The organism is uncultured Dechloromonas sp., from assembly GCF_945957265.1.
In the GTDB taxonomy this organism is placed as follows: domain Bacteria; phylum Pseudomonadota; class Gammaproteobacteria; order Burkholderiales; family Rhodocyclaceae; genus Azonexus.
In genome coordinates this window covers 1-21212 of record NZ_CAMFKO010000043.1, presented here as the reverse complement: position 1 = coordinate 21212, position 21212 = coordinate 1, and the positions used below count along the sequence as shown (strand labels likewise).

The 21212-nt window shown below is 58.8% G+C and carries 31 protein-coding genes and 2 pseudogenes; 18 read left to right on the top strand and 15 right to left on the bottom strand.

Going from position 1 to position 21212, the window contains the following annotated elements; translation table 11 throughout:
* Positions 1-5: 5 nt before the first annotated feature.
* The 9 genes from Q0P59_RS17460 (at position 6) to Q0P59_RS17420 (ending at position 7112) form a co-directional block, all read left to right on the top strand.
* Positions 6-3140 carry an efflux RND transporter permease subunit gene (locus Q0P59_RS17460; protein ID WP_014237666.1) on the top strand — a complete coding sequence of 1045 codons (3135 nt, stop codon included), beginning with the start codon at positions 6-8 and terminating at the stop codon, positions 3138-3140.
* Positions 3137-3523: a cytochrome c gene (locus tag Q0P59_RS17455; RefSeq protein WP_014237665.1), complete on the top strand. Its 387-nt coding sequence runs from the start codon at positions 3137-3139 to the stop codon at positions 3521-3523. The genes Q0P59_RS17460 and Q0P59_RS17455 overlap by 4 nt, the downstream gene beginning before the upstream one ends.
* Before the next feature lie 35 nt (positions 3524-3558).
* Positions 3559-3885, top strand: coding sequence for a hypothetical protein (locus tag Q0P59_RS17450; protein ID WP_157870639.1), 327 nt, complete (start codon positions 3559-3561; stop codon positions 3883-3885).
* Between the two features lie 101 nt (positions 3886-3986).
* Positions 3987-4289: a hypothetical protein gene (locus tag Q0P59_RS17445; protein ID WP_295008769.1), complete on the top strand. Its 303-nt coding sequence runs from the start codon at positions 3987-3989 to the stop codon at positions 4287-4289.
* A 5-nt stretch (positions 4290-4294) separates the two neighbouring features.
* On the top strand, positions 4295-4552 hold the full coding sequence (locus tag Q0P59_RS17440; RefSeq protein ID WP_295008768.1) for a hypothetical protein: 258 nt from the start codon (positions 4295-4297) through the stop codon (positions 4550-4552).
* A gap of 76 nt (positions 4553-4628) precedes the next feature.
* Positions 4629-4877 (top strand): hypothetical protein, encoded by a 249-nt coding sequence (locus Q0P59_RS17435; RefSeq protein ID WP_226444022.1) that lies wholly within the window; start codon positions 4629-4631, stop codon positions 4875-4877.
* Between the two features lie 44 nt (positions 4878-4921).
* Positions 4922-5164 carry a hypothetical protein gene (locus Q0P59_RS17430; protein WP_295008764.1) on the top strand — a complete coding sequence of 81 codons (243 nt, stop codon included), beginning with the start codon at positions 4922-4924 and terminating at the stop codon, positions 5162-5164.
* An 8-nt stretch (positions 5165-5172) separates the two neighbouring features.
* Positions 5173-5811, top strand: coding sequence for a flagellar basal body rod protein FlgB (gene flgB, locus Q0P59_RS17425; protein ID WP_295008762.1), 639 nt, complete (start codon positions 5173-5175; stop codon positions 5809-5811).
* Positions 5808-7112: an HD-GYP domain-containing protein gene (locus Q0P59_RS17420; protein WP_295008760.1), complete on the top strand. Its 1305-nt coding sequence runs from the start codon at positions 5808-5810 to the stop codon at positions 7110-7112. Before flgB ends, Q0P59_RS17420 begins: the two co-directional genes overlap by 4 nt.
* A gap of 15 nt (positions 7113-7127) precedes the next feature.
* Here the strand turns inward: Q0P59_RS17420 and copK are convergent, their stop codons facing one another.
* Together copK and Q0P59_RS17410 are read right to left on the bottom strand one after the other, a co-directional pair.
* A complete protein-coding gene (gene copK, locus Q0P59_RS17415) occupies positions 7128-7406 on the bottom strand; it encodes a periplasmic Cu(I)/Cu(II)-binding protein CopK (protein ID WP_295008758.1) in 279 nt (92 codons plus the stop codon).
* Between the two features lie 107 nt (positions 7407-7513).
* Positions 7514-7906 carry a CzcE family metal-binding protein gene (locus Q0P59_RS17410; protein ID WP_014237658.1) on the bottom strand — a complete coding sequence of 131 codons (393 nt, stop codon included), beginning with the start codon at positions 7904-7906 and terminating at the stop codon, positions 7514-7516.
* Positions 7907-8199: 293 nt separating this feature from the next.
* Here Q0P59_RS17410 and Q0P59_RS17405 point away from each other — a divergent pair, with 293 nt between their 5' ends.
* Together Q0P59_RS17405 and Q0P59_RS17400 are read left to right on the top strand one after the other, a co-directional pair.
* Positions 8200-9294: a DNA-binding protein gene (locus Q0P59_RS17405; protein ID WP_088179101.1), complete on the top strand. Its 1095-nt coding sequence runs from the start codon at positions 8200-8202 to the stop codon at positions 9292-9294.
* Positions 9295-9335: 41 nt separating this feature from the next.
* Positions 9336-9683 (top strand): CZB domain-containing protein, encoded by a 348-nt coding sequence (locus tag Q0P59_RS17400; RefSeq protein WP_295008753.1) that lies wholly within the window; start codon positions 9336-9338, stop codon positions 9681-9683.
* Between the two features lie 126 nt (positions 9684-9809).
* Here the strand turns inward: Q0P59_RS17400 and Q0P59_RS17395 are convergent, their stop codons facing one another.
* Positions 9810-10625 carry an AraC family transcriptional regulator gene (locus Q0P59_RS17395; RefSeq protein ID WP_295008751.1) on the bottom strand — a complete coding sequence of 272 codons (816 nt, stop codon included), beginning with the start codon at positions 10623-10625 and terminating at the stop codon, positions 9810-9812.
* 108 nt (positions 10626-10733) lie between these two features.
* Here Q0P59_RS17395 and Q0P59_RS17390 point away from each other — a divergent pair, with 108 nt between their 5' ends.
* Positions 10734-11267 (top strand): carboxymuconolactone decarboxylase family protein, encoded by a 534-nt coding sequence (locus tag Q0P59_RS17390; protein WP_295008750.1) that lies wholly within the window; start codon positions 10734-10736, stop codon positions 11265-11267.
* A gap of 73 nt (positions 11268-11340) precedes the next feature.
* A complete protein-coding gene (locus Q0P59_RS17385; RefSeq protein WP_295008748.1) occupies positions 11341-11886 on the top strand; it encodes a cytochrome P460 family protein in 546 nt (181 codons plus the stop codon).
* 59 nt (positions 11887-11945) lie between these two features.
* Here the strand turns inward: Q0P59_RS17385 and Q0P59_RS17380 are convergent.
* From Q0P59_RS17380 to merR, 9 genes and pseudogenes are all read right to left on the bottom strand, one after another.
* A pseudogene (locus Q0P59_RS17380) lies at positions 11946-12125 on the bottom strand (phosphoribosylformylglycinamidine synthase subunit PurQ); the annotation flags it as partial.
* A gap of 45 nt (positions 12126-12170) precedes the next feature.
* On the bottom strand, positions 12171-12728 hold the full coding sequence (locus tag Q0P59_RS17375; RefSeq protein WP_295008746.1) for a recombinase family protein: 558 nt from the start codon (positions 12726-12728) through the stop codon (positions 12171-12173).
* Entirely contained in the window at positions 12722-13093 is a 372-nt protein-coding gene (locus Q0P59_RS17370; RefSeq protein WP_003100853.1) for a hypothetical protein, read from the bottom strand. Before Q0P59_RS17370 ends, Q0P59_RS17375 begins: the two co-directional genes overlap by 7 nt.
* A complete protein-coding gene (locus Q0P59_RS17365) occupies positions 13090-13590 on the bottom strand; it encodes a hypothetical protein (protein WP_003100856.1) in 501 nt (166 codons plus the stop codon). Before Q0P59_RS17365 ends, Q0P59_RS17370 begins: the two co-directional genes overlap by 4 nt.
* Positions 13587-13913: a hypothetical protein gene (locus tag Q0P59_RS17360; protein ID WP_003100858.1), complete on the bottom strand. Its 327-nt coding sequence runs from the start codon at positions 13911-13913 to the stop codon at positions 13587-13589. Before Q0P59_RS17360 ends, Q0P59_RS17365 begins: the two co-directional genes overlap by 4 nt.
* A 254-nt stretch (positions 13914-14167) precedes the next feature.
* Positions 14168-14524 carry a cupin domain-containing protein gene (locus tag Q0P59_RS17355; protein WP_003465043.1) on the bottom strand — a complete coding sequence of 119 codons (357 nt, stop codon included), beginning with the start codon at positions 14522-14524 and terminating at the stop codon, positions 14168-14170.
* A gap of 236 nt (positions 14525-14760) precedes the next feature.
* The gene (locus Q0P59_RS17350) at positions 14761-15147 is read right to left on the bottom strand and encodes a DUF86 domain-containing protein (RefSeq protein WP_003100872.1); all 387 of its coding nucleotides are present in this window, start codon (positions 15145-15147) and stop codon (positions 14761-14763) included.
* Positions 15144-15434 carry a nucleotidyltransferase gene (locus tag Q0P59_RS17345; RefSeq protein WP_001247892.1) on the bottom strand — a complete coding sequence of 97 codons (291 nt, stop codon included), beginning with the start codon at positions 15432-15434 and terminating at the stop codon, positions 15144-15146. Before Q0P59_RS17345 ends, Q0P59_RS17350 begins: the two co-directional genes overlap by 4 nt.
* 221 nt (positions 15435-15655) lie before the next feature.
* Positions 15656-16090, bottom strand: a complete 435-nt coding sequence (gene merR, locus Q0P59_RS17340; protein WP_106448353.1) for an Hg(II)-responsive transcriptional regulator — start codon at positions 16088-16090, stop codon at positions 15656-15658.
* A 71-nt stretch (positions 16091-16161) separates the two neighbouring features.
* Between merR and Q0P59_RS17335 the strand changes: the two genes are divergently transcribed.
* The 5 genes from Q0P59_RS17335 to merE all read left to right on the top strand — a co-directional run bounded on the left by Q0P59_RS17335 (position 16162) and on the right by merE (position 19173).
* Entirely contained in the window at positions 16162-16512 is a 351-nt protein-coding gene (locus tag Q0P59_RS17335; protein WP_001294666.1) for a mercuric transport protein MerT, read from the top strand.
* A gap of 12 nt (positions 16513-16524) precedes the next feature.
* Complete coding sequence (gene merP / locus Q0P59_RS17330; RefSeq protein WP_003131987.1) at positions 16525-16800, top strand: mercury resistance system periplasmic binding protein MerP; 276 nt, start codon at positions 16525-16527, stop codon at positions 16798-16800.
* A 71-nt stretch (positions 16801-16871) separates the two neighbouring features.
* A complete protein-coding gene (gene merA / locus Q0P59_RS17325; RefSeq protein WP_003156770.1) occupies positions 16872-18557 on the top strand; it encodes a mercury(II) reductase in 1686 nt (561 codons plus the stop codon).
* A gap of 17 nt (positions 18558-18574) precedes the next feature.
* The gene (gene merD, locus Q0P59_RS17320) at positions 18575-18940 is read left to right on the top strand and encodes a mercury resistance co-regulator MerD (protein ID WP_295008623.1); all 366 of its coding nucleotides are present in this window, start codon (positions 18575-18577) and stop codon (positions 18938-18940) included.
* Positions 18937-19173, top strand: coding sequence for a broad-spectrum mercury transporter MerE (gene merE, locus Q0P59_RS17315; protein WP_106448356.1), 237 nt, complete (start codon positions 18937-18939; stop codon positions 19171-19173). The genes merD and merE overlap by 4 nt, the downstream gene beginning before the upstream one ends.
* A 52-nt stretch (positions 19174-19225) precedes the next feature.
* Here merE and Q0P59_RS17310 read toward each other — a convergent pair whose 3' ends face one another.
* The 3 genes and pseudogenes from Q0P59_RS17310 to Q0P59_RS17300 all read right to left on the bottom strand — a co-directional run.
* Positions 19226-19840, bottom strand: a complete 615-nt coding sequence (locus tag Q0P59_RS17310) for a recombinase family protein (RefSeq protein ID WP_000904941.1) — start codon at positions 19838-19840, stop codon at positions 19226-19228.
* 60 nt (positions 19841-19900) lie between these two features.
* Complete coding sequence (locus tag Q0P59_RS17305) at positions 19901-21118, bottom strand: TniQ family protein (protein ID WP_295008604.1); 1218 nt, start codon at positions 21116-21118, stop codon at positions 19901-19903.
* Positions 21115-21212: pseudogene (locus tag Q0P59_RS17300) on the bottom strand (transposase); the annotation flags it as partial. The pseudogene Q0P59_RS17300 and the gene Q0P59_RS17305, both read right to left, overlap by 4 nt.

Genomic DNA, 21212 nt, shown 5'->3' with positions numbered 1-21212 from the left:
ATACCATGCTCGCCAAAATCATCGAATGGTCGGGACGCAACCGCTTCCTCGTCCTCCTGGCTACACTTTTCGTCATTGTCGGCGGTGTCGTTGCGGTCATGAAAACGCCGCTCGACGCCTTGCCTGATCTCTCAGACGTACAGGTCATTGTCTATACCGAATATCCCGGGCAGGCACCGCAAGTAGTTGAGGATCAGGTGACCTATCCGCTGACAACGGCCATGTTGTCGGTACCGAAGTCCAAGGTCGTGCGCGGCTTCTCATTCTTCGGAGCCTCTTTCGTCTACATCATCTTTGAAGACGGTACGGATATTTATTGGGCGCGGTCCCGGGTACTCGAATATCTTAACTTTGCTGCTGGCCGCATGCCCAAGGGCGTCACGCCGCAGATCGGCCCGGACGCCACGGGCGTGGGCTGGGTCTATCAATACGCGCTACTCGCCAAGGACAAGACGCTGGCAGAACTGCGCACGCTGCAGGACTGGTATCTGCGCTACCAACTGACCAAGGCGCATGGCGTCGCCGAAGTGGCTTCGATTGGCGGCTTTGTCCAGACCTACCAGGTCACGGTTGATCCGGTGAAATTGCGCGCCTATGGCATTCCGCTGGCGGCGGTTTCAAAAGTCATTCGGGAGTCGAACCGCGATGTCGGTGGGCGTGTCGTCGAGATGGCGGAAACTGAATACATGGTACGTGGCAAGGGCTATCTGCGTGGCACGGTTGATATTGAAAACCTGGTGGTCAAGTCACAAGGGGGAACGCCCGTCCTGGTCCGTGACATTGCCCGCGTCGAACTGGCGCCGGACGAACGGCGTGGCCTCACCGAATTGAATGGTGAAGGCGAAGTGGTATCCGGTATCGCCATGGCGCGCTACGGGCAGAACGCGCTGGAAGTCATCCATAACCTGAAGGAAAAGATCGGCGAGATTTCTGCAGGCCTGCCGGAGGGTGTGACGATCCAGACGGTCTATGATCGTTCGGAACTGATTCACCGTGCGATTGACACCTTGACGCGCACCTTGGCGGAAGAAAGTCTCATTGTCGCACTGGTCTGCGTCGTCTTCCTGATGCACATGCGCAGTGCCTTGGTGGCCATCCTAATGCTGCCGGTCGGGGTGCTGATTGCCTTTATTTCGATGCGCTTGCTGGGGATGAACTCGAATCTGATGAGCCTGGGCGGTATCGCCATCGCCATTGGGGCGATGATCGATGCGGCCATTGTGATGATCGAAAACGCCCATAAGCACATCGAGCGTTTGCCGGAGGACCATACCCACGGGGATCGCATCGAGGCAATGATTGCGGCCTGCAAAGAGGTCGGCCCCGCGCTGTTCTTCTCGCTGCTCATCATCACCGTTTCCTTCCTGCCCGTCTTTACGCTGGAATCCCAGGAAGGACGTCTGTTCTCGCCCTTGGCCTACACCAAGACCTTCTCGATGGCGGGCGCGGCTTTGCTTTCGGTGACCTTGGTGCCGGTGCTGATGATGCTGTTCATTCGCGGCAAAATCATGCCGGAATCGAAGAACCCGGTGAATCGTTTCCTGATCTGGGCTTATCGTCCGATAATCGCCGGCGTCATGCAATGGAAAAAAACCACCATTGTTGCTGCGCTGCTTGCTCTGGTGGTCTCGATTTACCCGGCCAGCAAACTGGGTTCCGAGTTCATGCCGACGCTGAATGAAGGCACGTTGTTCTACATGCCGGCCTCCTTGCCCGGAATGTCGATCACCAAAGCAGCGGAACTGTTGCAGACCCAAAACAAAATCATCAAGAGTTTCCCGGAAGTCTCCTCGGTTTATGGCAAGGCGGGTCGTGCCAACACGGCAACGGACCCGGCGCCGACGGAGATGTTCGAAACGGTGATCAATCTGAAACCGGAGTCTGAATGGCGCCCTGGCATGACGACCGACAAGCTGATCGCCGAAATGGATAAGGCATTGCAGTTCCCGGGCGTCTCGAACGCCTGGACGATGCCGATCAAGGCGCGCATCGACATGCTGTCGACCGGCATCCGGACGCCAATCGGGATCAAGGTGTTCGGCAAGGATCTCAATGAGATGGAGCGGCTGGCCCGCGAAATTGAGACGGTCGTCAAAACGGTTCCGGGCACCACCTCGGCTTTCGCGGAACGGATTACCGGCGGTTTTTACTTGAACATTGAACCGGACCGCACGCAGTTGGCCCGCTACGGGTTGGCGGTCGGCGATTTGCAGGATGTCATCGGCCAGGCCTTGGGCGGCGAGATGGTCACCACGACCGTCGAGGGGCGCGAACGGTTTGGCGTCACCGTGCGCTATCCGCGTGAACTTCGTTCCGATCCGCAGCAGATTGCCCGCGAGGTGCTGGTGCCGACCATGGAGGGGGCAATGATTCCGCTCGGCCAATTGGCCCGCGTCGAGGTGGCCAAGGGAACGCCCGGCATCCGGACTGAAAACGCGTTGCTTTCCGCTTATATCTTCGTGGACATTCGCGAACGCGACATCGGTGGCTATGTCGCGGATGCCAAGAAGGCAGTGGCAGAAAACGTCAAATTCCCACCGGGTTACTACGCGACCTGGAGCGGCCAGTTCGAATCCATGGAGCGTGCGATCGAGAAAATGAAGATCGTCGTCCCGGTGACGCTGTTGATCATCTTCTTGCTGCTTTACCTGAATTTCAAGCGACTGACCGAAACCCTAATCGTCATGCTGTCGGTGCCCTTCGCGCTGGTCGGCGGGGTCTGGTTGATGTGGTTGCTCGGTTACAACCTGTCCGTCGCCGTCGCCGTCGGCTTCATCGCCCTTGCCGGGGTTGCGGCGGAAACCGGGGTCATCATGTTGATTTACCTCGATCATGCTTGGGAAGAACTAAAGGCCAAGCGCCGCACTGAAAACCAGGCGCCAACGCTGCATGATCTCTACGAGGCCATCATGGAAGGCGCCGTCGAACGGGTACGGCCGAAGATGATGACCGTCGTCGCCATCATGGCCGGCCTGCTGCCCATCATGTGGGGTACCGGCACCGGTTCCGAAGTCATGAGTCGTATTGCGGCGCCGATGGTTGGAGGGATGATTTCATCGACGGTGCTGACGCTCGCGGTCATCCCCGCCATCTACGCCTTGGTCAAGCAGTGGCGAATGAAACAGGGGATGGAGCAATGAGGCGCAAGCGTTTGTTTTGGATTCCTGCATCGCTTCTTGTGCTGCTGCCCAGCCTTGCCCTGGCTCAAGGCTGGAGCATTCCCAAACCTGGCCCCGGCCTAATGCCCAATCCCGTCATGGGCAAGGCGCTGTTCGCCAATCACTGTGCGGGCTGTCATGGCGGCGACTTGAAGGGATCGGAAAAGGGACCGCCCTTGCTGCACAAGATCTACGAGCCGTCACATCATGCAGATGCGGCCTTCCAGTTGGCCGTGGCCAACGGTGTGCGGGCCCATCACTGGAAGTTTGGTGACATGGCCCCCGTGAAAGGTGTGACGCCAGACGACGTCGCCCATATCACCGCCTATGTGCGGGCTGAGCAGCGGAAGGTTGGCATCCAATAGCGGATGGTTCGAACAAAGCACTATCAGGGGGGAAATTGTCCAAAGAAGACAATTCAATGCGACCGTTTGAGGATGCCGTTGCCATTCTTGTGGTGCTCACCACCGGTCTGAGAGACCATCATCGCGATGCCTTCGATGCGGCAAGGGCAGATCTGTTGCGACTGACGCAAGGCAAGGCATCCGCGCTGGCTTATGTGCGTCGGATTGTCGCTGCCGAACTGAACGGCCCCCATGACTCTCAGTGGCAGGTTTCTGCAGCAGAATTTGAGAGGCGGAGGCAACAAGTCTTTCAGGGGCTAAGCGCCCAGACTCAAGAAATAATCGCTCTCTGTGAGCAGCACGGCAACAAGCTGACGGAATAGTGACCGGGTTGTAATGCTCCCGTTATGGGCGCGACAGCTACCAACAGGCAAACTTCTCCTCGTGAGGCAATGGGCCTTGATCGTGCCACAGGGAGAAAATCATGTCCGTACCCAATTCGTTCGCAATTTTCAACGCATCCCCCGACTTCCATTTGGATTTGCTTTCCCAGTTACTTCGCGTGAATCTCGACTGTTTGGAAAAGATGGTTTCCATGCAGTTTTTTCCGCTCAAGGAACTCATTGAGCGAACCTCATTGCTTTCTCTGGATGATTCAGGGCAAAGCAGGGCATGGTGGGCTGCTGTCGGCTATTCCTCCATCGAGTATTGGAAGACATACACCCTCGATAGTTTGGAATACCAGCACCGGGTTTTGCAGGCGCTGGCCCAACATTCGACAAAGTGAACTCGATGATGAGTTCGTCGGGGTCGGTGCGCTGGCAAGATTCTTCCGGCAAGGCCATTGCCTGTACGGAAAAAATCAAGGTGCTCAATGAGAACCTGGATGAACTTCGCCAGATGGCCCAGGATGCGCTGGAGGACGGAATTTTGATGGGGTGTTGCGAACGGCAATTGCGCGATGCGCTTGCCGACGCAATCGTGCATTTGGTGAATCCGTATTTGGCCATGCTTCCTGACAACAATGTAATCGACAAGTCACCTTGTTGACAGTGACAGAAGCACAAACTGTATCTGTCCACTCGATTCGGACCGTTGAATTCCCCAAAACTCAGGAGTCAAGATCATGAAAATCTCTTCCCTCATCGCCGCCGTTCTTTTCGCCGGTGCCGCCATGTCTGGTGCCGCTTATGCCGATGACAAGGCTGGTGCCCCGAAGGCCGCCGAAGGACAGGCTGACAAGGCTGCTGCCAAGCCGCATTCCCATGTCCAGGAAAAAACCGGCATGCCGCAAAGCATGCCAGATGCTAAAGCCGAGAAACCCAAGGCGGCCAAGGATCAGAGCAAGCACTACCATCCGCGAGATGGCAAGTAACCGTCCCGCAGAGGCCCCGAAATCGGGGCCTCTGCATTTCAGCCATGGATATCCGCAAACCGGCAGAGCACGGCGATCGATGTGTATGTCGCACGCTGGCGCTTGCGGTCGGCAGTGACCCGAAGATGCTGACCTACAACTATTGTCGAACGGTGCTTCAGAAACGCTGGATCGTCGAATGCAATCATGGATGCCTGGCAGAGCCGGCCGTGGCGGACAGTGGTCTGAAATGGCATGACGGCGGCCAGATCGATCCGGTGAAGGCCATCCTGATCATGAACGAGTAATCGCTGCCATGGCGGGACTCCCATCCATTCCCCCGTCCGCCAACACCCCGTTACCTTCGGTTCAAGGTGGACATGAGGGGCATGGAGGAGCGCCAGGCAACATCGACAACGGAGCGTTCTCCGAAGCATTAAATCAGGCGATTGCCCAAAAAGCCAACAACCCCAGTGCCGGCCACCCCGCTCATGGCGGACAAGTTCCCGGAATGGCATCCAACACGGCATCTGCCCATCCGAACCACTTCTCAGTCGGGCAAGGGGGTCATGCCGGCCATGATTTTCAGCAGAAAATGCTGGGGGTTCGTGTCTATCGGCAGCAGCTTCTGGCCTCGAACATCGCCAACGCCGATACACCTGGCTACAAGGCCGTCGATATTGACATCGAAGAAGCCGCCCAAATCGTCAAAGGTGTATCGGGATCGCTGCCATTGGCTACCACCGCTACTAGCCATCTGTCAGGGGGAATGCAGGCACCACCATTCCCCCTGAAGTACCATGTACCGTATCAAACTGCTGCCGATGGCAATACGGTGGAAATGGATACCGAGCGACAGAAATTCTCGGAAAATTCGCTGATGTACCAGTTTTCCCTAGATCGCGTCAGCGGGCATTTCAAACACTTCATGGAATTGCTGCAGAATTTAAGATGAGAACCTTGGCGCTTCCCGAAACCCCCCGGCAATTGCGCCGCATGTTGGCGCGGCGCCTCGGTATCGGTGCGCTTCTGGTTGGCAGTCTCGCGGGAGGTCTTGCCTACTGGGTCGAATCGTATCGCGTAGAACAGCGCACCCTTGAGCGCGCCATAGCGGGGGTCAGGCATTTCGAGTCGCCCGCCATGCAGATGACGGTCAGCGGAGAGAAAGGTGATGGCCATTCCGCGATAGCTCAGTTGCTGACCGATGAGTTTGTCGGGATTCGAGTTTTTGCGCCCAATACGGAGATGGTGTTTGATGCTTGGCGGCCAATCCCCGAGGCACTGAAAGAGATCGCCCGACAACAGCGCCATCCATGGCCGACACCTCCCGGCAGCCATAGCAAACGATTTTCGGTGGCGGGCGAAGAACTGGTTCAGGTCATTCTGCCGATGAGCACCAATGATGGCCGACTTGCCGGCTATGTTGAGGGAATCACCCTGGTGTCCCGCTCGGCGCTGCACGAGAGAGAACAGCAGATTCGCGGGGCTGTGCTGACGGCCTCGATATCTGTATTCGCAGCAGCGCTGTTGCTTTACCCGTTAATGTCAGGACTGCTGGGCCAAACGGTGGCATTGTCGTCTCGTCTCCTGGAGTCCAATCTTTCGTTGCTGCGTTCCCTTGGAAACGCCATCGCCAAGCGTGATGCGGACACCGACGCCCATAACTACCGGGTTACCTGCTATGCGGTCACACTTGCCGAAGCGCTGGGCGTTGACAAGGAAACCATTACCGAACTGGTGCTGGGCGCCTTTCTCCACGACGTTGGAAAAATCGGTATTCCGGATCAAATTTTGTTGAAACCTGGACGGCTGACGAGCGAAGAATTTCAGGTCATGCAGACTCACGCCGTACTGGGCATCGAGATCGTCGCCGGCAATCCCTGGTTGGCCGGTGCCGAGAAGACCATCCGGCATCATCACGAACGCTTTGACGGGAAAGGCTATCCAGACGGACTTTCGGGAGAGGTGATCCCGCTTGCCGCACGGATTTTTGCCCTGGTCGACGTGTTTGACGCATTGACATCCGTTCGCCCGTACAAGCCAGCCTTGTCATTGGAAGAGACGTTGAGCATCATGGAACGGGAAGATGCCCAGCATTTCGACCCCAAGATTCATGCCGTCTTCCGGCAAGTTGCTCCGGTGCTATACGCACAAGGCCAATCCAGAGATCATGCCCAATGGAGTCAGGAATTGAAGGCGATGCTTGAACGGTATTTCAAAATGAGAACGACTCCCGAAGGAGCCGCTAAAGGATGAGGCAAATGGCGTCTTTTAGCCGCGATGGTATTTGTGCAGCAATTCGTCAACGCGCCAAATTTCGTTACCGTTCATGATGATTTTTTTGCCATCCTTGGTTTCCATTACGTGGCCGGACTCCATGTAGGTTGCGCGACCATACTTGTCTTCCATCCCCATCTTGCCGTCTTTGAAGATATAAACCGTCGAGCCGTCTTTGAGTTCGATGGACTTCTCAACTTGGGATGCATCAACGGCATAGGCGGAAACACCCAGAGAACTCAGGGCTAGGATTGCGAGCATTTTCTTCAACATGTTCATCTCCTTAGAAAGTGTTGTACTGCAATGTGAATAGTAGGGGGGGGCTCCTGACAATTTGCCAACTGCTGGATGACGATTCCGTCACCCAGCAGTCAGGTTAATCAACCGCCCTGGTAGGCAGGGTTTTCGGTCACATACACGGTGATACCATCAGCGCCCGATACGATCTTGGAGAGCGGGAAGGAGGCGGTACCCAACGTATCGAAGGTCCAAACGACACTCTTGCCACCAAGATTGATCTTGATGGTCTCCAAGCGGGTGACGTTCAGATACTTGCTTCCGCTAGACAGCGTGACTTCGCGATCGGCATTTCTCGACGCAGCGTAGCCATACGGGGCCAGTTGATTGGCTGTGGGCGCGCCCTTGGCTTCTGAAACATGACTCAGCCAATGATTGGTGCCAGCCTCGGAATAATCCTCGTGAGCGTAGCTCGTTCCAGCTGCAGCAAAGCTAATCGCTGCAATCAGGGCCAGTTGGGAAAATTTCGTTTTCATGGTTCTCTCCTTGTGAAATCGGGTTAATCGTGTCGGACTCATCTCGTCCAACCGTGATGCCATCTTAGGATTCCGATACCAACAAGAAGCTGACCCCTGCGTTACGTTTTTGAAAGTTTTCGTACGAAAATTGTCAGGAAGCAAACCGTTTATTTCGTTCCACTCTTACATGAGTTTTCCGCTCGATTGCTTATCACAACAAATAATCAACCATTATCGCGTCTTATATTTGCTACTTTCGCTGCATTGAACTTCGTTTGATTAGTATGTAATATCGTAATACGTAATACGGTATGAAATACGAGGATGCCATGGCCAGAGCAGGAATCTACAAGTCAGAAGTCGTCAGAGCGCGTAACAAGCTGTTGGCGATGGGGCGCTACCCATCGATCGACGCAATTCGCAGCGAGTTAGGCGATACCGGCTCGAAAGGCACGATTCACCGCTATCTGAAGGAAATCGAAGAAGAGGAAGGCGGCAGTACCGGTACCCAGGTCGCGGTCAGTGAAGCCATCCAGGATCTGGCTGCCAGGCTCGCAGAACGCCTGCATGAAGAAGCTGATCAGCGTTTGGCGGCTCTGACCGATAAGCACAAGGCAGAAATTGCGGCGCTGAACGACACCATCGCCACATTACGTAATGAAGTGGAATCCTTTCGCAGCCAGTCTGAACGCCAGGCCCTGGAGTTGGGTGCAGAGAAAGCAGCCCACAGCGAAATACTAAGCGTGCTCCAAGAAGAGAGAATCGTTCGGGCACAAATGGCTCAGCGCATCCAGGACATGGAAGGGCAACTGGTAAAGGAAGAAGCGCACCGTGTGTCGCTGGAGGAAAAGCACCAACACGCCCGCGAGGCACTGGCGCATTTCCGAACCGCAGCGAAGGAACAACGGGAGCAGGATCAGCGCCAGTTCGAACAGCAGATCCAGTTCTTGCAGGGGGAGTTGCGTAATGCCAAGGAAACGGCAAACGCGAAACAGCAAGAACTCATCCGCAGTCATGAGGACAATGCCCGTCTATCAAGCGAGCTCACCCATGCGCACAGTGAACTTCATCGACACGATGGCGAAGTACGAACATTGCGCTCGGTCAAAGAGCAGTTGGCCGTTGCCGAGGTGAAAATCCAACAGTTGACGGATCAGTTGGCGCAAGCCAACGGGCGAGTGTCCGATCTGGACAAGGAAAACCAAGCGAACCTCTGCAAGCTAAGGGAGAGCATGGAAACGGGGCAGCGGCTGGCAGCCGAACTGATGGCGGCAAAAGCCGTTGCCGCTAGCCACGAGAAAGTCTTTGAAAAGCTCGCGACATTACAGTCGCCACAGGCGAAGAGCACCAACGCCAAGAAAAATAGCGTTGACAATCAAGATTCGCTTTTTAATTCAGAAGAGTAGGCAGTTTTCGGGGAATTTTTCATGATTCCCGGCCGACCCTCATGAAGCGTATCGACATCGACAGCGCCATACGCTTGCACAACCAGTGGCGGCGACAATTCCTCAACGCCTTTGCCGGCGGGGATTATGCCGACATGCCTTTGTCGGAGCATCGTTGCTGTTCGCTGGAGGTGGAATTGACGCCGCGGGTAGCAGAAGGCAACAACAGCGTACTGGCTGCACTGCTGGCTGCCGACCGGCATTTTCATGCCCTGGCCAACGAGATCATTGATCTGAGCAACAACGGCCTTGGCGACTCGGCCGACCTGCTGCTTCCCGACCTGAACGAAGCTGCGCATCGGCTGATTGCCCATCTCGACGATGCTCGGGCCGTTCTCACCGACGGATAGGCAATCCTCCCCGCCTCTGGTTTGTACTCAACGAAGAGTAGCCTTGATGGCTGCTTTTTTATTGCCCAAACCGATTGAAGAGGTGCATCGCCAGGATGCTCCGCTACCAGTGGGTTCAATGCGGCACTATTCAGCTGTCTTCAGCCATTGTCCGGGCGACAGTCCTTTATTGATACGGAAAGCCCGCGCCAGGGCCGCTGCGCTACCGTAACCAACGGCATCGGCGGTCCATGCCACCGACTTTCCCTGGCGCAGGTGCTTGCCAGCCAGATTGATTCGCCATGCCGCCAGATAAGCGCCGGGCGTGCAGCCGATAGTTTCCCGGAATACGGTTGCAAAGCGCGCCCGCGACATCCCAGCAACATCGGCCAATCCCTCCAGCGTCCAGGCATCCGCCGGCTGTTCGTGCATGGCCGTGATCGCCTTCGACAAGCGCTTGTCGGCCAGGCCTGCAAGCAAACCCGTTGACACCGAGTCGCTGGTCATCAGGTAGCGCAGGAGATGGATCAGGAGCAGTTCCGACAAACGATTCATCGCGGCCTGGCGTCCACACAACGAGCCATTGGATTCTTGAACCAGCAAATCCAGCGTCGCTTTCATTTCCGGAACCTTGGCAAATGGAACATGGAGGATATCCGGCAGGGCGCGCGCAATCGGATTTCCCGCCACCGAGCCGAGATCGATTCGGGAACAAATCAAATCCGCTGCTTCACCATCCTGCGTGATGAAAACATGGCGTGCCTGACGCGGATAAAGCAACAAACAAGGTTCATTCAAATGCAATGGCGGGTGCCGGTCGGAAGTCACCCGGACAGCCCCACTCCGCAATAGATGCAGAAAACCATGCGGACTGTCATAAACCGCCTGGCCGCAGAACTGGCCTGTATGAAAGACCTCCGTGCTCAGGGTGTAGTGCTGCAGCAGTACCGCAAGCCTGTCCATGAATGATACTCCTAGTATGCAATTTGATACGAATCGATTTATATCGTATCAAAAAAACGCCGATCATCCATCCCATGCACTTTTGCATGACATCACCAGGAGATCGAAATGCCTTTTATTCACCCCATCAATCCTGCAAACGCCAATGCCGAGGTAGCCAGCACGCTTTCCGCCGTCAAAGGCAAATTGGGCATGGTTCCCAATCTTTTTGCCACGCTTGCCCACGCACCGACGGTGCTGAAGGGCTATCTGGGTCTCGCCGACACGCTCGGCGGTGGGCGCCTGACGTCGGCACAACGGGAAATCATTGCACTGGCCGTCGGTCAAGCCAATGCCTGCCAGTATTGCCTGAGCGCGCATACCCTACTCGGACAAGGCGCCGGCCTCAATTCAAATGATATCGCCCAGGCTCGCAACGGCAATGCCGCGACCCGGCTGGATGCGGCACTTGCCGGATTGTCCAGGAAGCTGACGGAACAGCGCGGCAAGCTGGATTCGTCCGATCTGGAAGCGTATCGCCATGCCGGTGTCGATGACGGACTGATGCTAGAAGTGGTGGCGGCAGTCGCCCTGAACACACTGACCAACTACGCCAATCACGTCGCAGGTACCGAAGTCGATTTTCCGGCCGTCAAGGTCTAGTCCTGCCGCATTGTCGGAAACGCCTCCCTCAATGGCGTTTCCGACGGTAAACCGAGGTAAAAGGAGCGTAACCATGAAAACAAAACTCGTCATTGCAGCAATCGCGTCGACACTCGCCATGCCATTGCTGGCAGCAGATTCATTCTCACCCTACGTCGATGGCAAGGGCCAGATCAATCTGCCCAAAAACTTTCGCAGCGACTTCGTCCACCTTGGCTCGTGGGCGGTTACCGACGATAAATCGGCAGCGCGCGGCTTCCACGATGTCTACACGGAACGCAAATCACTGGATCACTACCGCAAAACCGGGGTATTTCCGGATGGTGCAACCTTGGTCAAGGAAATCCGCAACCTGGAAACCGGCCCCCTGACCACGGGCAACCCGGTACATTGGGCGGGTGACCCGGCGGTGTGGTTCGTCATGATCAAGGACGGGAAAGGGCGTTTCCCGGGCAATCCGCTCTGGGAAGACGGCTGGGGCTGGGCCATGTACAAGGCGGACGATCCGCGGAAAAACGCAGCTAGCAGCTACAAGGCAGATTGTCAGGCCTGTCACATTCCTGCCGCGCAGACCGACCGGGTATTTGTTCAAGGTTACCCACTGCTGAAAAAACAGTAAATTTTCCTGTGTAAAAAAAGGGAGCGCTTTTGCGCTCCCTTTTTTTGCAACCAACTCGCTTAGCCCACCCAGCGGCGGGCGTTGCGGAACATGCGCATCCACGGCGAATCCTCGCCCCAGTTTTCCGGGTGCCACGACATCTGCACGGTACGGAAGACGCGCTCGGGGTGCGGCATCATGATCGTGAAGCGGCCATCGGCGGTGGTCACGGCGGTCAGGCCGTTCGGCGAACCGTTCGGGTTGTACGGATAGGGGTCGTCTCAGAAAACGGAAAATAAAGCACGCTAAGCGTGCGTGGAGGCTGGCACCCAGCGGTACAGCGTCGGAATGGACACGCCGAGGTTCTTGGCCACGTCCTTGGGCGGCACCCCGCTGGCCAGCAGCTTCTTGGCCGACTCGATCTTGCTGTCGGTCATCTTCGGCTTGCGGCCGCCTTTGCGGCCGCGCTGCTTGGCGACTTCCAGCCCGGCGCGGGTGCGCTCGACGGTCAGCTCGCGCTCCATTTCGGCAAGGCTCGCCATGACGTGGAAGAAGAACCGCCCGGATGGTGTGCCGGTGTCGATGGAGTCGGTGAGGCTCCTGAACTGGACACCGTGCTTGTGCAGATCGCCGACCAGATCGACCAGTTGCTTGACCGACCGGCCCAGCCGGTCGAGCTTCCAGACGACCAAAGTATCGCCTTCGCGCAGCATTTCGAGCGTCTTGGCCAAGCCAGGCCGGTCTGCCCGCGTGCCACTCACCTTGTCCTCGAAGACCTTTTTACATCCGGCCTTGCTCAAGGCTTCGCGTTGCAGCTCCAGGTTCTGATCCTGCGTCGAGACGCGCGCATAGCCAATCAACATGGCTTGTCTCGCGCCCGGTCGATGCGTTCCTGCATCGCCTGCATCACTTCTTCGTGGGTGTACGATCTGGCGTTGGCGTCGGTGGCTTGCCGCAGGGCTTCCTCAACCTCGCGCGTCATCCGCTCGTAATCCTCCGGCCACAGCGCTTGCTCCATGCGCAGCGACGCCTGACCCAGCAGGTGCAGCAGGCTGAACAGCCGCATGTCGTTGGTGGCGACGATGCGCTCCCGAATCTGCTCCTGAATAGCTTCGCTAGCCCGATGCGCTTGTGGTGTGGCAGTCCCCTCGTAGTCAGCGGGGAATTCCGCTTCCTCGGCAATCCTTGCCCAGGCGCTGGCCAGCGCCTCGATGGTTGACGTGCTCATTTCCGCCGCTCCTGTGCTCTTTGGCGAATCAACCGGCCAAGGGGCCTCGACGCGAAAACCAGCAGCATCACGCCTATCGGATACCAGGTCGAGAAGACCACCAAGGCATCGAAGGCTGGCCGTCCGGTGTTGGTAGGCAGTACGGCGGTCACAGCCATCAACCCGCCGACCGTCCAGATGATGCGCCACACGTAGGGCATCACGCGGGGCACGTAGCCGTCATCGAAAGCGGTCTGGTAGTAGCGGCGCAGGCCGCGCTCGGCAAGCGCCTGGCGCTGCCGCTCCGACAGCGCATCCGTCCGGCCATACCAGCGCCGGAATGGTGGACAGCGCAGCAGCAAAGGGGTGAAGAGGATCATCACCGCCACGATCGCGACACCCCACGCCATGACGGCGCCGGCATCGGGCCGCTTGGCGTTCTCGATCACGGGCGCGAAGACGCCCGGAGCACCGATCATCCAGAACAGCGCAATGTGCTGATGGAAGGAGAGCTTCATTTGCTCATCCACTTGCGCAGCAGGCGCTTTTTCAGGGAGGCGCGTTCTTGCGGGTTGCGTCCCTTGTGATTGGCGATGCGATCCGCCGTGGCGGCCTGGCGCTTGACGGGCCAGTAGGAGCGGCCATCCTTGCCCATCGACCAGACGCTGCTGGCCTGGTTTTCCAGCAGGGGCAGATGGGCGCTCAGGGCTTCGGGCGACGCGCTGGTCAGCGCCGTGCGCTCACGGGTGCGCCAGCGCTGATGCCAGAGCTTCTTGTCCTCGCGCTCGCTGCCGCAGGTCGTGTGCCCGACGATGGGTGTTTTGCGGCGGCTGCGGCTCATAACGTAGTGGTCTCCAAGAACATTCAGGACTGATCCCAGGCGTCGATGGTCAAGACCTGATCGGCAGGACAGGCGGCTACGCGGTCGGGAACTGGATGGTGTTCAGTCTCATGCCGACCCCATTCGATTGATCGCGTCGCTTGCGGCACGCTGCGACGCAAGGAGGTTTGCGACCTGGTTTAGCAGCCGTGTCCGCTGCATGTCTGTTACCTATCTCCCCGACCGCTCATTGGACCAACTCCAGAGATTGGGCTCTATCGCTCAGCCAATACGAAACCGGCATTGGCTGATGCCACAACCGAGACGAACACAAATGGCTCGGTACCTGTATTTCGCGCCCCGTGCACTTGGCCCGGTCTTGCCACGGCTATCTCACCTTCCCTGAGGGCACGAACAATCCCATTGCCCTGAAAGTAATCAGCCATTCCCGACAAAACAGTCCACGTGTCTTGGCCGTGAGGATGAATGTGAGCCGCAATTTCCTGCCCGGGATGGACATGCCAAACCACGATAATTGAGTCTCGGGTTTCAAGCACAACGGAACGAATAGGCTCGCCTTCGGACGGCTGAACATACTCGGCTACAGAAAATATTCTCGATTCAACAGTCATCGGAGATCCCTCTTTCACAGTGCCCCCAGACAGGCTGGATATGAGTTCTAACTCGAATTTGAACGGGAGGCTGGTCGTGCGGTCGTGCAGTTGCCGATGAGCGTGTCGGCTGCTGCCTCCTTGCCCACCAGCGAACTCTCGTCCGTTGCGGCCATCCAGAAGGTCTTGCCCGAGCGCGGCTCATAGGTCGCGGGATCGAACACGCCAGAGGGGCCGAACATCGGCGGCTTGATTGGTCATGGCTCCATGCCTTTGTCGTTACGGTCTTCATCGTCGGCATCCTGACGCACGGCGGGCAATTGCTGGAGCAACGCCGGCAGCCATTCCTGTACCGTCTCCCACACCACATCGAGGTTGATGTCGAAATAGCCGTGAGCCATGCGATTACGCATATTGCGCATGCTGCGCCACGGCACGTCGGCATGCGCCTGGGTGAACTCGACGTAGCCATCCATCACCTTTGTGGCCGCCTCGCCGATGACGATCAGGCTCATGATGACGGCCTGCTGGGTGCGCTTGTCGGCCAAGAAGTCGTCCTTGGCCATCCCTTCCACGAAGCTGCGCGCATCGGTTGCGGCCTGCTGAATGTGGTCGAGGTAATCGGGCAGGCGGTTCTCGCTCATATCGGTTGCGCCTCCGCGAGCACCTTGGCCCGGAACTTCGGCGGCAGGTCGCCGGGAGTCAGCAGATCGACGTCAACGCCGAGCAGCGATTTCAGTTCTTCTTCCAAATCGCCCAAGTCCAACAACGTGGCACCGGGCAGCGCATCGACCAACAGGTCGAGGTCGCTGCCATCCCGGTCGGTGCCATGCAGCACCGAGCCGAAGACGCGCGGGTTCGCGGCGCGAAAGCGGCCTACCGCTTCACGCACTGCGCTTCGCTTCATGTCAAGCACAACAGACGGTCGCATGGGCATCCTTTCTTATCGAAACTCGTTGAGATGATATGCAATCAAGAATAGAATTTCAAGAACTATTTTCGAGAATCGCAATGCCTTGATTCCCGTGCCGCGCTGTCACTTTCAGAAGGCGACAGCACGAAATATCAAAAGTCGACCGCACGGTCTTTTCTGACGTTGGAGTCGCCTCAGAAAACGGAAAATAAAGCACGCTAAGGCGTAGTTCCCTCGGGCTACACCGCGTCCGCACTGCGCGGTTCTTTCTTCCCTTGCAGTGACGCAATCAGCGGGCAGGAAACGTTCCCCTTCCGCGCATGGCAGGCGCACACCAAATCAGACAGCACGGCCTCCATGCGCGCCAGGTCAGCCATCCTCTCGCGCACGTCCTTGAGCTTGTGCTCGGCCAGGCTGCTGGCTTCCTCGCAATGGGTGCCATCCTCCAGCCGCAGCAGCTCGGCGATCTCATCCAGGCTGAAGCCCAACCGCTGGGCTGATTTCACGAAGCGCACCCGCGTCACATCCGCCTCGCCATAGCGGCGGATGCTGCCATAGGGCTTGTCCGGCTCCGGCAACAAGCCCTTGCGCTGATAGAACCGGATTGTTTCCACGTTGACCCCGGCCGCCTTGGCGAAAACGCCAATAGTCAGATTCTCCAAATTTTTTTCCATATCGCTTGACTCCGTACATTGGTACGGAAGTAAGCTTAAGCTATCCAATCCAGATTTGAAAGGACAAGCGTATGTCTGAACCTCAAAACGGGCGCGGGGCGCTCTTCACTGGCGGGCTAGCCGCCATCCTCGCCTCGGCTTGCTGCCTGGGGCCGCTGGTTCTGATCGCCCTGGGGTTCAGCGGCGCTTGGATCGGCAACTTGACGGTGTTGGAACCTTATCGCCCGATCTTCATCGGCGCGGCGTTGGTGGCGCTGTTTTTCGCCTGGCGGCGCATCTACCGACCGGCGCAAGCCTGCAAACCAGGGGATGTGTGTGCGATTCCCCAAGTGCGCGCTACTTACAAGCTCATTTTCTGGGTCGTGGCCGCGCTGGTTCTGGTCGCGCTCGGATTTCCCTACGTCATGCCATTTTTCTACTGATCGGAGTTCACCATGAAGAAACTGTTTGCCTCCCTCGCCCTCGCCGCCGTTGTTGCCCCCGTCTGGGCCGCCACCCAGACCGTCACGCTGTCCGTACCGGGCATGACCTGCTCCGCCTGCCCGATCACTGTCAAGAAGGCGATTTCCAAGGTCGAAGGCGTCAGCAAAGTTGACGTGACTTTCGAGACACGCCAAGCGGTCGTCACCTTCGACGATGCCAAGACCAGCGTGCAGAAGCTGACCAAGGCAACCGCAGACGCGGGCTATCCGTCCAGCGTCAAGCAGTGAGTCACTGAAAACGGCACCGCAGCACAACGGACGTCATTGTCTGGCGCCACAAACGATAAAGGATCTGTTGCATGACCCATCTAAAAATCACCGGCATGACTTGCGACTCGTGCGCGGCGCACGTCAAGGAAGCGCTGGAAAAAGTGCCAGGCGTGCAGTCGGCGCTGGTGTCCTATCCGAAGGGCACAGCGCAACTCGCCATCGTGCCGGGCACATCGCCGGACGCGCTGACTGCCGCCGTGGCCGGACTGGGCTACAAGGCAACGCTAGCCGATGCGCCACTGGCGGACAACCGCGTCGGACTGCTCGACAAGGTGCGGGGATGGATGGCCGCCGCCGAAAAGCACAGTGGCAACGAGCCCCCGGTGCAGGTAGCGGTCATTGGCAGCGGTGGAGCCGCGATGGCGGCGGCGCTGAAGGCCGTCGAGCAAGGCGCGCAGGTCACGCTGATCGAGCGCGGCACCATCGGCGGCACCTGCGTCAATGTCGGCTGTGTGCCGTCCAAGATCATGATCCGCGCCGCCCACATCGCCCATCTGCGCCGGGAAAGCCCGTTCGATGGCGGTATTGCGGCAACTGTGCCTACGATTGACCGCAGTAAGCTGCTGGCCCAGCAGCAGGCCCGCGTCGACGAACTGCGGCACGCCAAGTACGAAGGCATCCTGGGCGGTAATCCGGCCATCACCGTTGTGCACGGTGAGGCGCGCTTCAAGGACGACCAGAGCCTTACCGTCCGTTTGAACGAGGGTGGCGAGCGCGTCGTGATGTTCGACCGCTGCCTGGTCGCCACGGGTGCCAGCCCGGCGGTCCCGCCGATTCCGGGCTTGAAAGAGTCACCCTACTGGACTTCCACCGAGGCCCTGGCGAGCGACACCATTCCCGAACGCCTTGCCGTAATCGGCTCGTCGGTGGTGGCGCTGGAGCTGGCGCAAGCCTTTGCCCGGCTGGGCAGCAAGGTCACGGTCCTGGCGCGCAATACCTTGTTCTTCCGTGAAGACCCGGCCATCGGCGAGGCGGTGACAGCCGCTTTCCGTGCCGAGGGCATCGAGGTGCTGGAGCACACGCAAGCCAGCCAGGTCGCCCATATGGACGGTGAATTCGTGCTGACCACCACGCACGGTGAATTGCGCGCCGACAAACTGCTGGTTGCCACCGGTCGGACACCGAACACGCGCAGCCTCGCGCTGGACGCAGCGGGGGTCACTGTCAATGCGCAAGGTGCCATCGTCATCGACCAAGGCATGCGCACGAGCAACCCGAACATCTACGCGGCCGGCGACTGCACCGACCAGCCGCAGTTCGTCTATGTGGCGGCAGCGGCCGGCACCCGTGCCGCGATCAACATGACCGGCGGCGATGCGGCGCTCGACCTGACCGCAATGCCGGCCGTGGTGTTCACCGATCCGCAAGTGGCGACCGTGGGCTACAGCGAGGCGGAAGCCCACCACGACGGGATCGAGACCGACAGCCGCACCTTGACCTTGGACAACGTGCCGCGTGCGCTCGCCAACTTCGACACACGCGGCTTCATCAAGTTGGTTATCGAGGAAGGCAGCCATCGGCTGATCGGCGTACAGGCGGTCGCGCCGGAAGCGGGTGAACTGATCCAGACGGCGGCTCTGGCCATTCGCAACCGCATGACGGTGCAGGAACTGGCCGACCAGTTGTTCCCCTACCTGACGATGGTCGAGGGGTTGAAGCTCGCGGCGCAGACCTTCAACAAGGATGTGAAGCAGCTTTCCTGCTGCGCCGGGTGAGAAAAAGGAGGTGTTCAATGAACGCCTACACGGTGTCCCGGCTGGCTCTTGATGCCGGGGTGAGCGTGCATATCGTGCGCGACTACCTGCTGCGCGGATTGCTGCGCCCGGTGGCGTGCACACCAGGCGGCTACGGCTTGTTCGATGACGCCGCCTTGCAACGGCTGTGCTTCGTGCGGGCGGCCTTCGAGGCGGGCATCGGCCTGGACGCACTGGCGCGGCTGTATCGGGCGCTGGATGCGGCGGACCGCGATGAAACAGCCGCGCAGCTTGCCGTTCTGCGCCAGTTCGTCGAGCGTCGGCGCGAAGCGTTGGCCGATCTGGAAGTGCAGTTGGCCGCCATGCCGACCAAGGCGGCACAGCACGCGGAGAGTCTGCCATGAACAACCCCGAGCGCTTGCCGGCCGAGACGCACAAGCCGTTCACCGGCTACGTGTGGGGCGCGCTGGCCGTGCTCACCTGTCCCTGCCATTTGCCGATTCTCGCCATTGTGCTGGCCGGCACGACGGCTGGCGCGTTCATCGGGGAGAACTGGGGTATTGCAGCCCTCACGCTGACCGGCTTGTTCGTCCTGTCTGTGACACGACTGCTGCGGGCCTTCAAAGATCGATCATGAGCGCTTCCCATTGAGACAAACCACGCTGTCGCTACGTTGCCTCATGCCGGCATCAAATTCGGCTGAGTAGCTTCTCGCCATCTGGACGTAGCTCACCCTTGGGTGAAACATGCCGATACAGGGTCTGCCGCGTGACGCCAAGTTCCTGGCACAGGTCGCCGACCTTGGTCTCTGGCTGACCCATTGCCGCCATCGCCAGCCGCAGCTTGGCGGCGGTCATCTTGAACGGCCGGCCGCCTTTCCGCCCGCGCGCGCGGGCCGAGGCTAGGCCGGCAATCGTGCGCTCCGCGATCAACTCGCGCTCGAACTCGGCCAGGGCGGCGAAGATGCCAAAGACCAGCTTGCCGGCGGCGGTCGTGGTGTCGATGGCCGCGCCGTGCCCGGTTAATACCTTCAAGCCGATGCCGCGCCCAGTCAGGTCGTGCACGGTGTTGATGAGATGTCGCAGGTCGCGTCCGAGCCGATCCAGTTTCCACACGACCAGTGTGTCGCCAGTTCGCAACGCCTTCAGGCAGCTCGTCAAGCCGGGCCGATCCTCGCGCATGCCGGATGCCTGGTCCTCGTAAAGATGTACTGGATCGACCCCGGCGGCAATCAGCGCGTCGCGCTGCAAATCGGTAGCCTGGGAGCCGTCCGCCTTCGATACCCGCATGTAGCCTATCAGCATGTCGTACCTGTCACATATACGTTCGATTATGTGACAGTTTGCATCGGGAAGCTCTGCACGTCAAAATTTGTCACTTAACCCGTCATTCTGTCTAAGGCATGCAAAGGGTAGGCTAGGCTCATAATGTGACAGAAATTCCGGGGGGATGCCTTCCTTCGCGAAGGTGGCGCGCAACTGTTCCAAGGAAGCGGGGTCGCGCCGACCATAGGAAGCCAACGCGAACAGCGAGCGTGCCGTCTCGGGGTTGTGTCGTGCTTCAATGATGGCCTCATCAATGGCCTGGATTGCACGCTGCCAGTGATCGACGGGTTCGGGCTTCGGCGCTTTCGCCGGCAGGCCACTGGTGAACCCGGTTTGGGGCTCGGACCAGAATAGCTTTGCGTGCTCGCCTAGCGGGCTTATATCCCTCACCTCAATCAAGCTGATTGCCGTTGCCGCCGCCTCCAGCATCTGCAACCGTACTGCCGGATTCAGGGTTTCATACGGCCGCCACAGACTTTGCCCAGCACGCAGCGGATGCCCGCAGCCTTCCCAGACTTGGCGGAGATACCCCGCATAAGTGCCGCACGCCGAAAGCGGGGTGTTCAGCTCATCGAGAAGCGTGCGTAGCAACCGAAACCACAATCCGGCGTGGATGCGTCGGCGCGGCAGCTCCACGTGGCCGGTCGTCAGTGCCTGCCAGGTACGCTGGTCCATCGCCGCAATCGCGTCGCTGGCAGTGCGCGGTTCGGCGTCGGCGTTCTCCCAGCCGAGAAACCGCCCTGGCACGCCCCAATAGGATTCCAGCCAGCAGCCATGCAGTGGGCAGCTCAGCATCAGGGGCAGCTTCCACGCGAGCAGTACGGCTTGGTTCTCCGGATCGTTCAGGCAGAGCGGACAGGCGCGGTGTATCGGTTGGGTGGGCAGCCAGGCACGCCAGCTCGTGATGGATCGCGTCTTACGGCGGAGTCTCGGCAGCAGTACCGAGAGCTGGAACGCATAGGTTTCCAATGCGGCTGGAATCTGATCATCAAGGCTGTCCAGTAGCCAAGGCACCCAGCCGGCGAAACTCATGCAGCGCAGCCGATCCAGCTCGATACCGCTCCGCTGGGAGAGCATCGCCAGCAGCGCCAGTGGTGGCGCGGTGTCCAGGTCATCAACCTGGCCGTGACCAAGATCGTGCTCCAGCAGCTCGGACACTTCCATGTGATAGCAAAGGGCCACGCGGTTGAGCCACGAAGACAGGGCTTCGGCTTCCCTGGGTGCCGGATGCAGTGGCCAGCGTGGCGCTGGCTTCACATCAGTTCCCGCTCGAATTGCCGCCGCCGCTCGCTGGGACCGGTGTAATCGGCCATGCTGAGCGTGCGGTGGTTGATCGCTTCCTCACCACTCT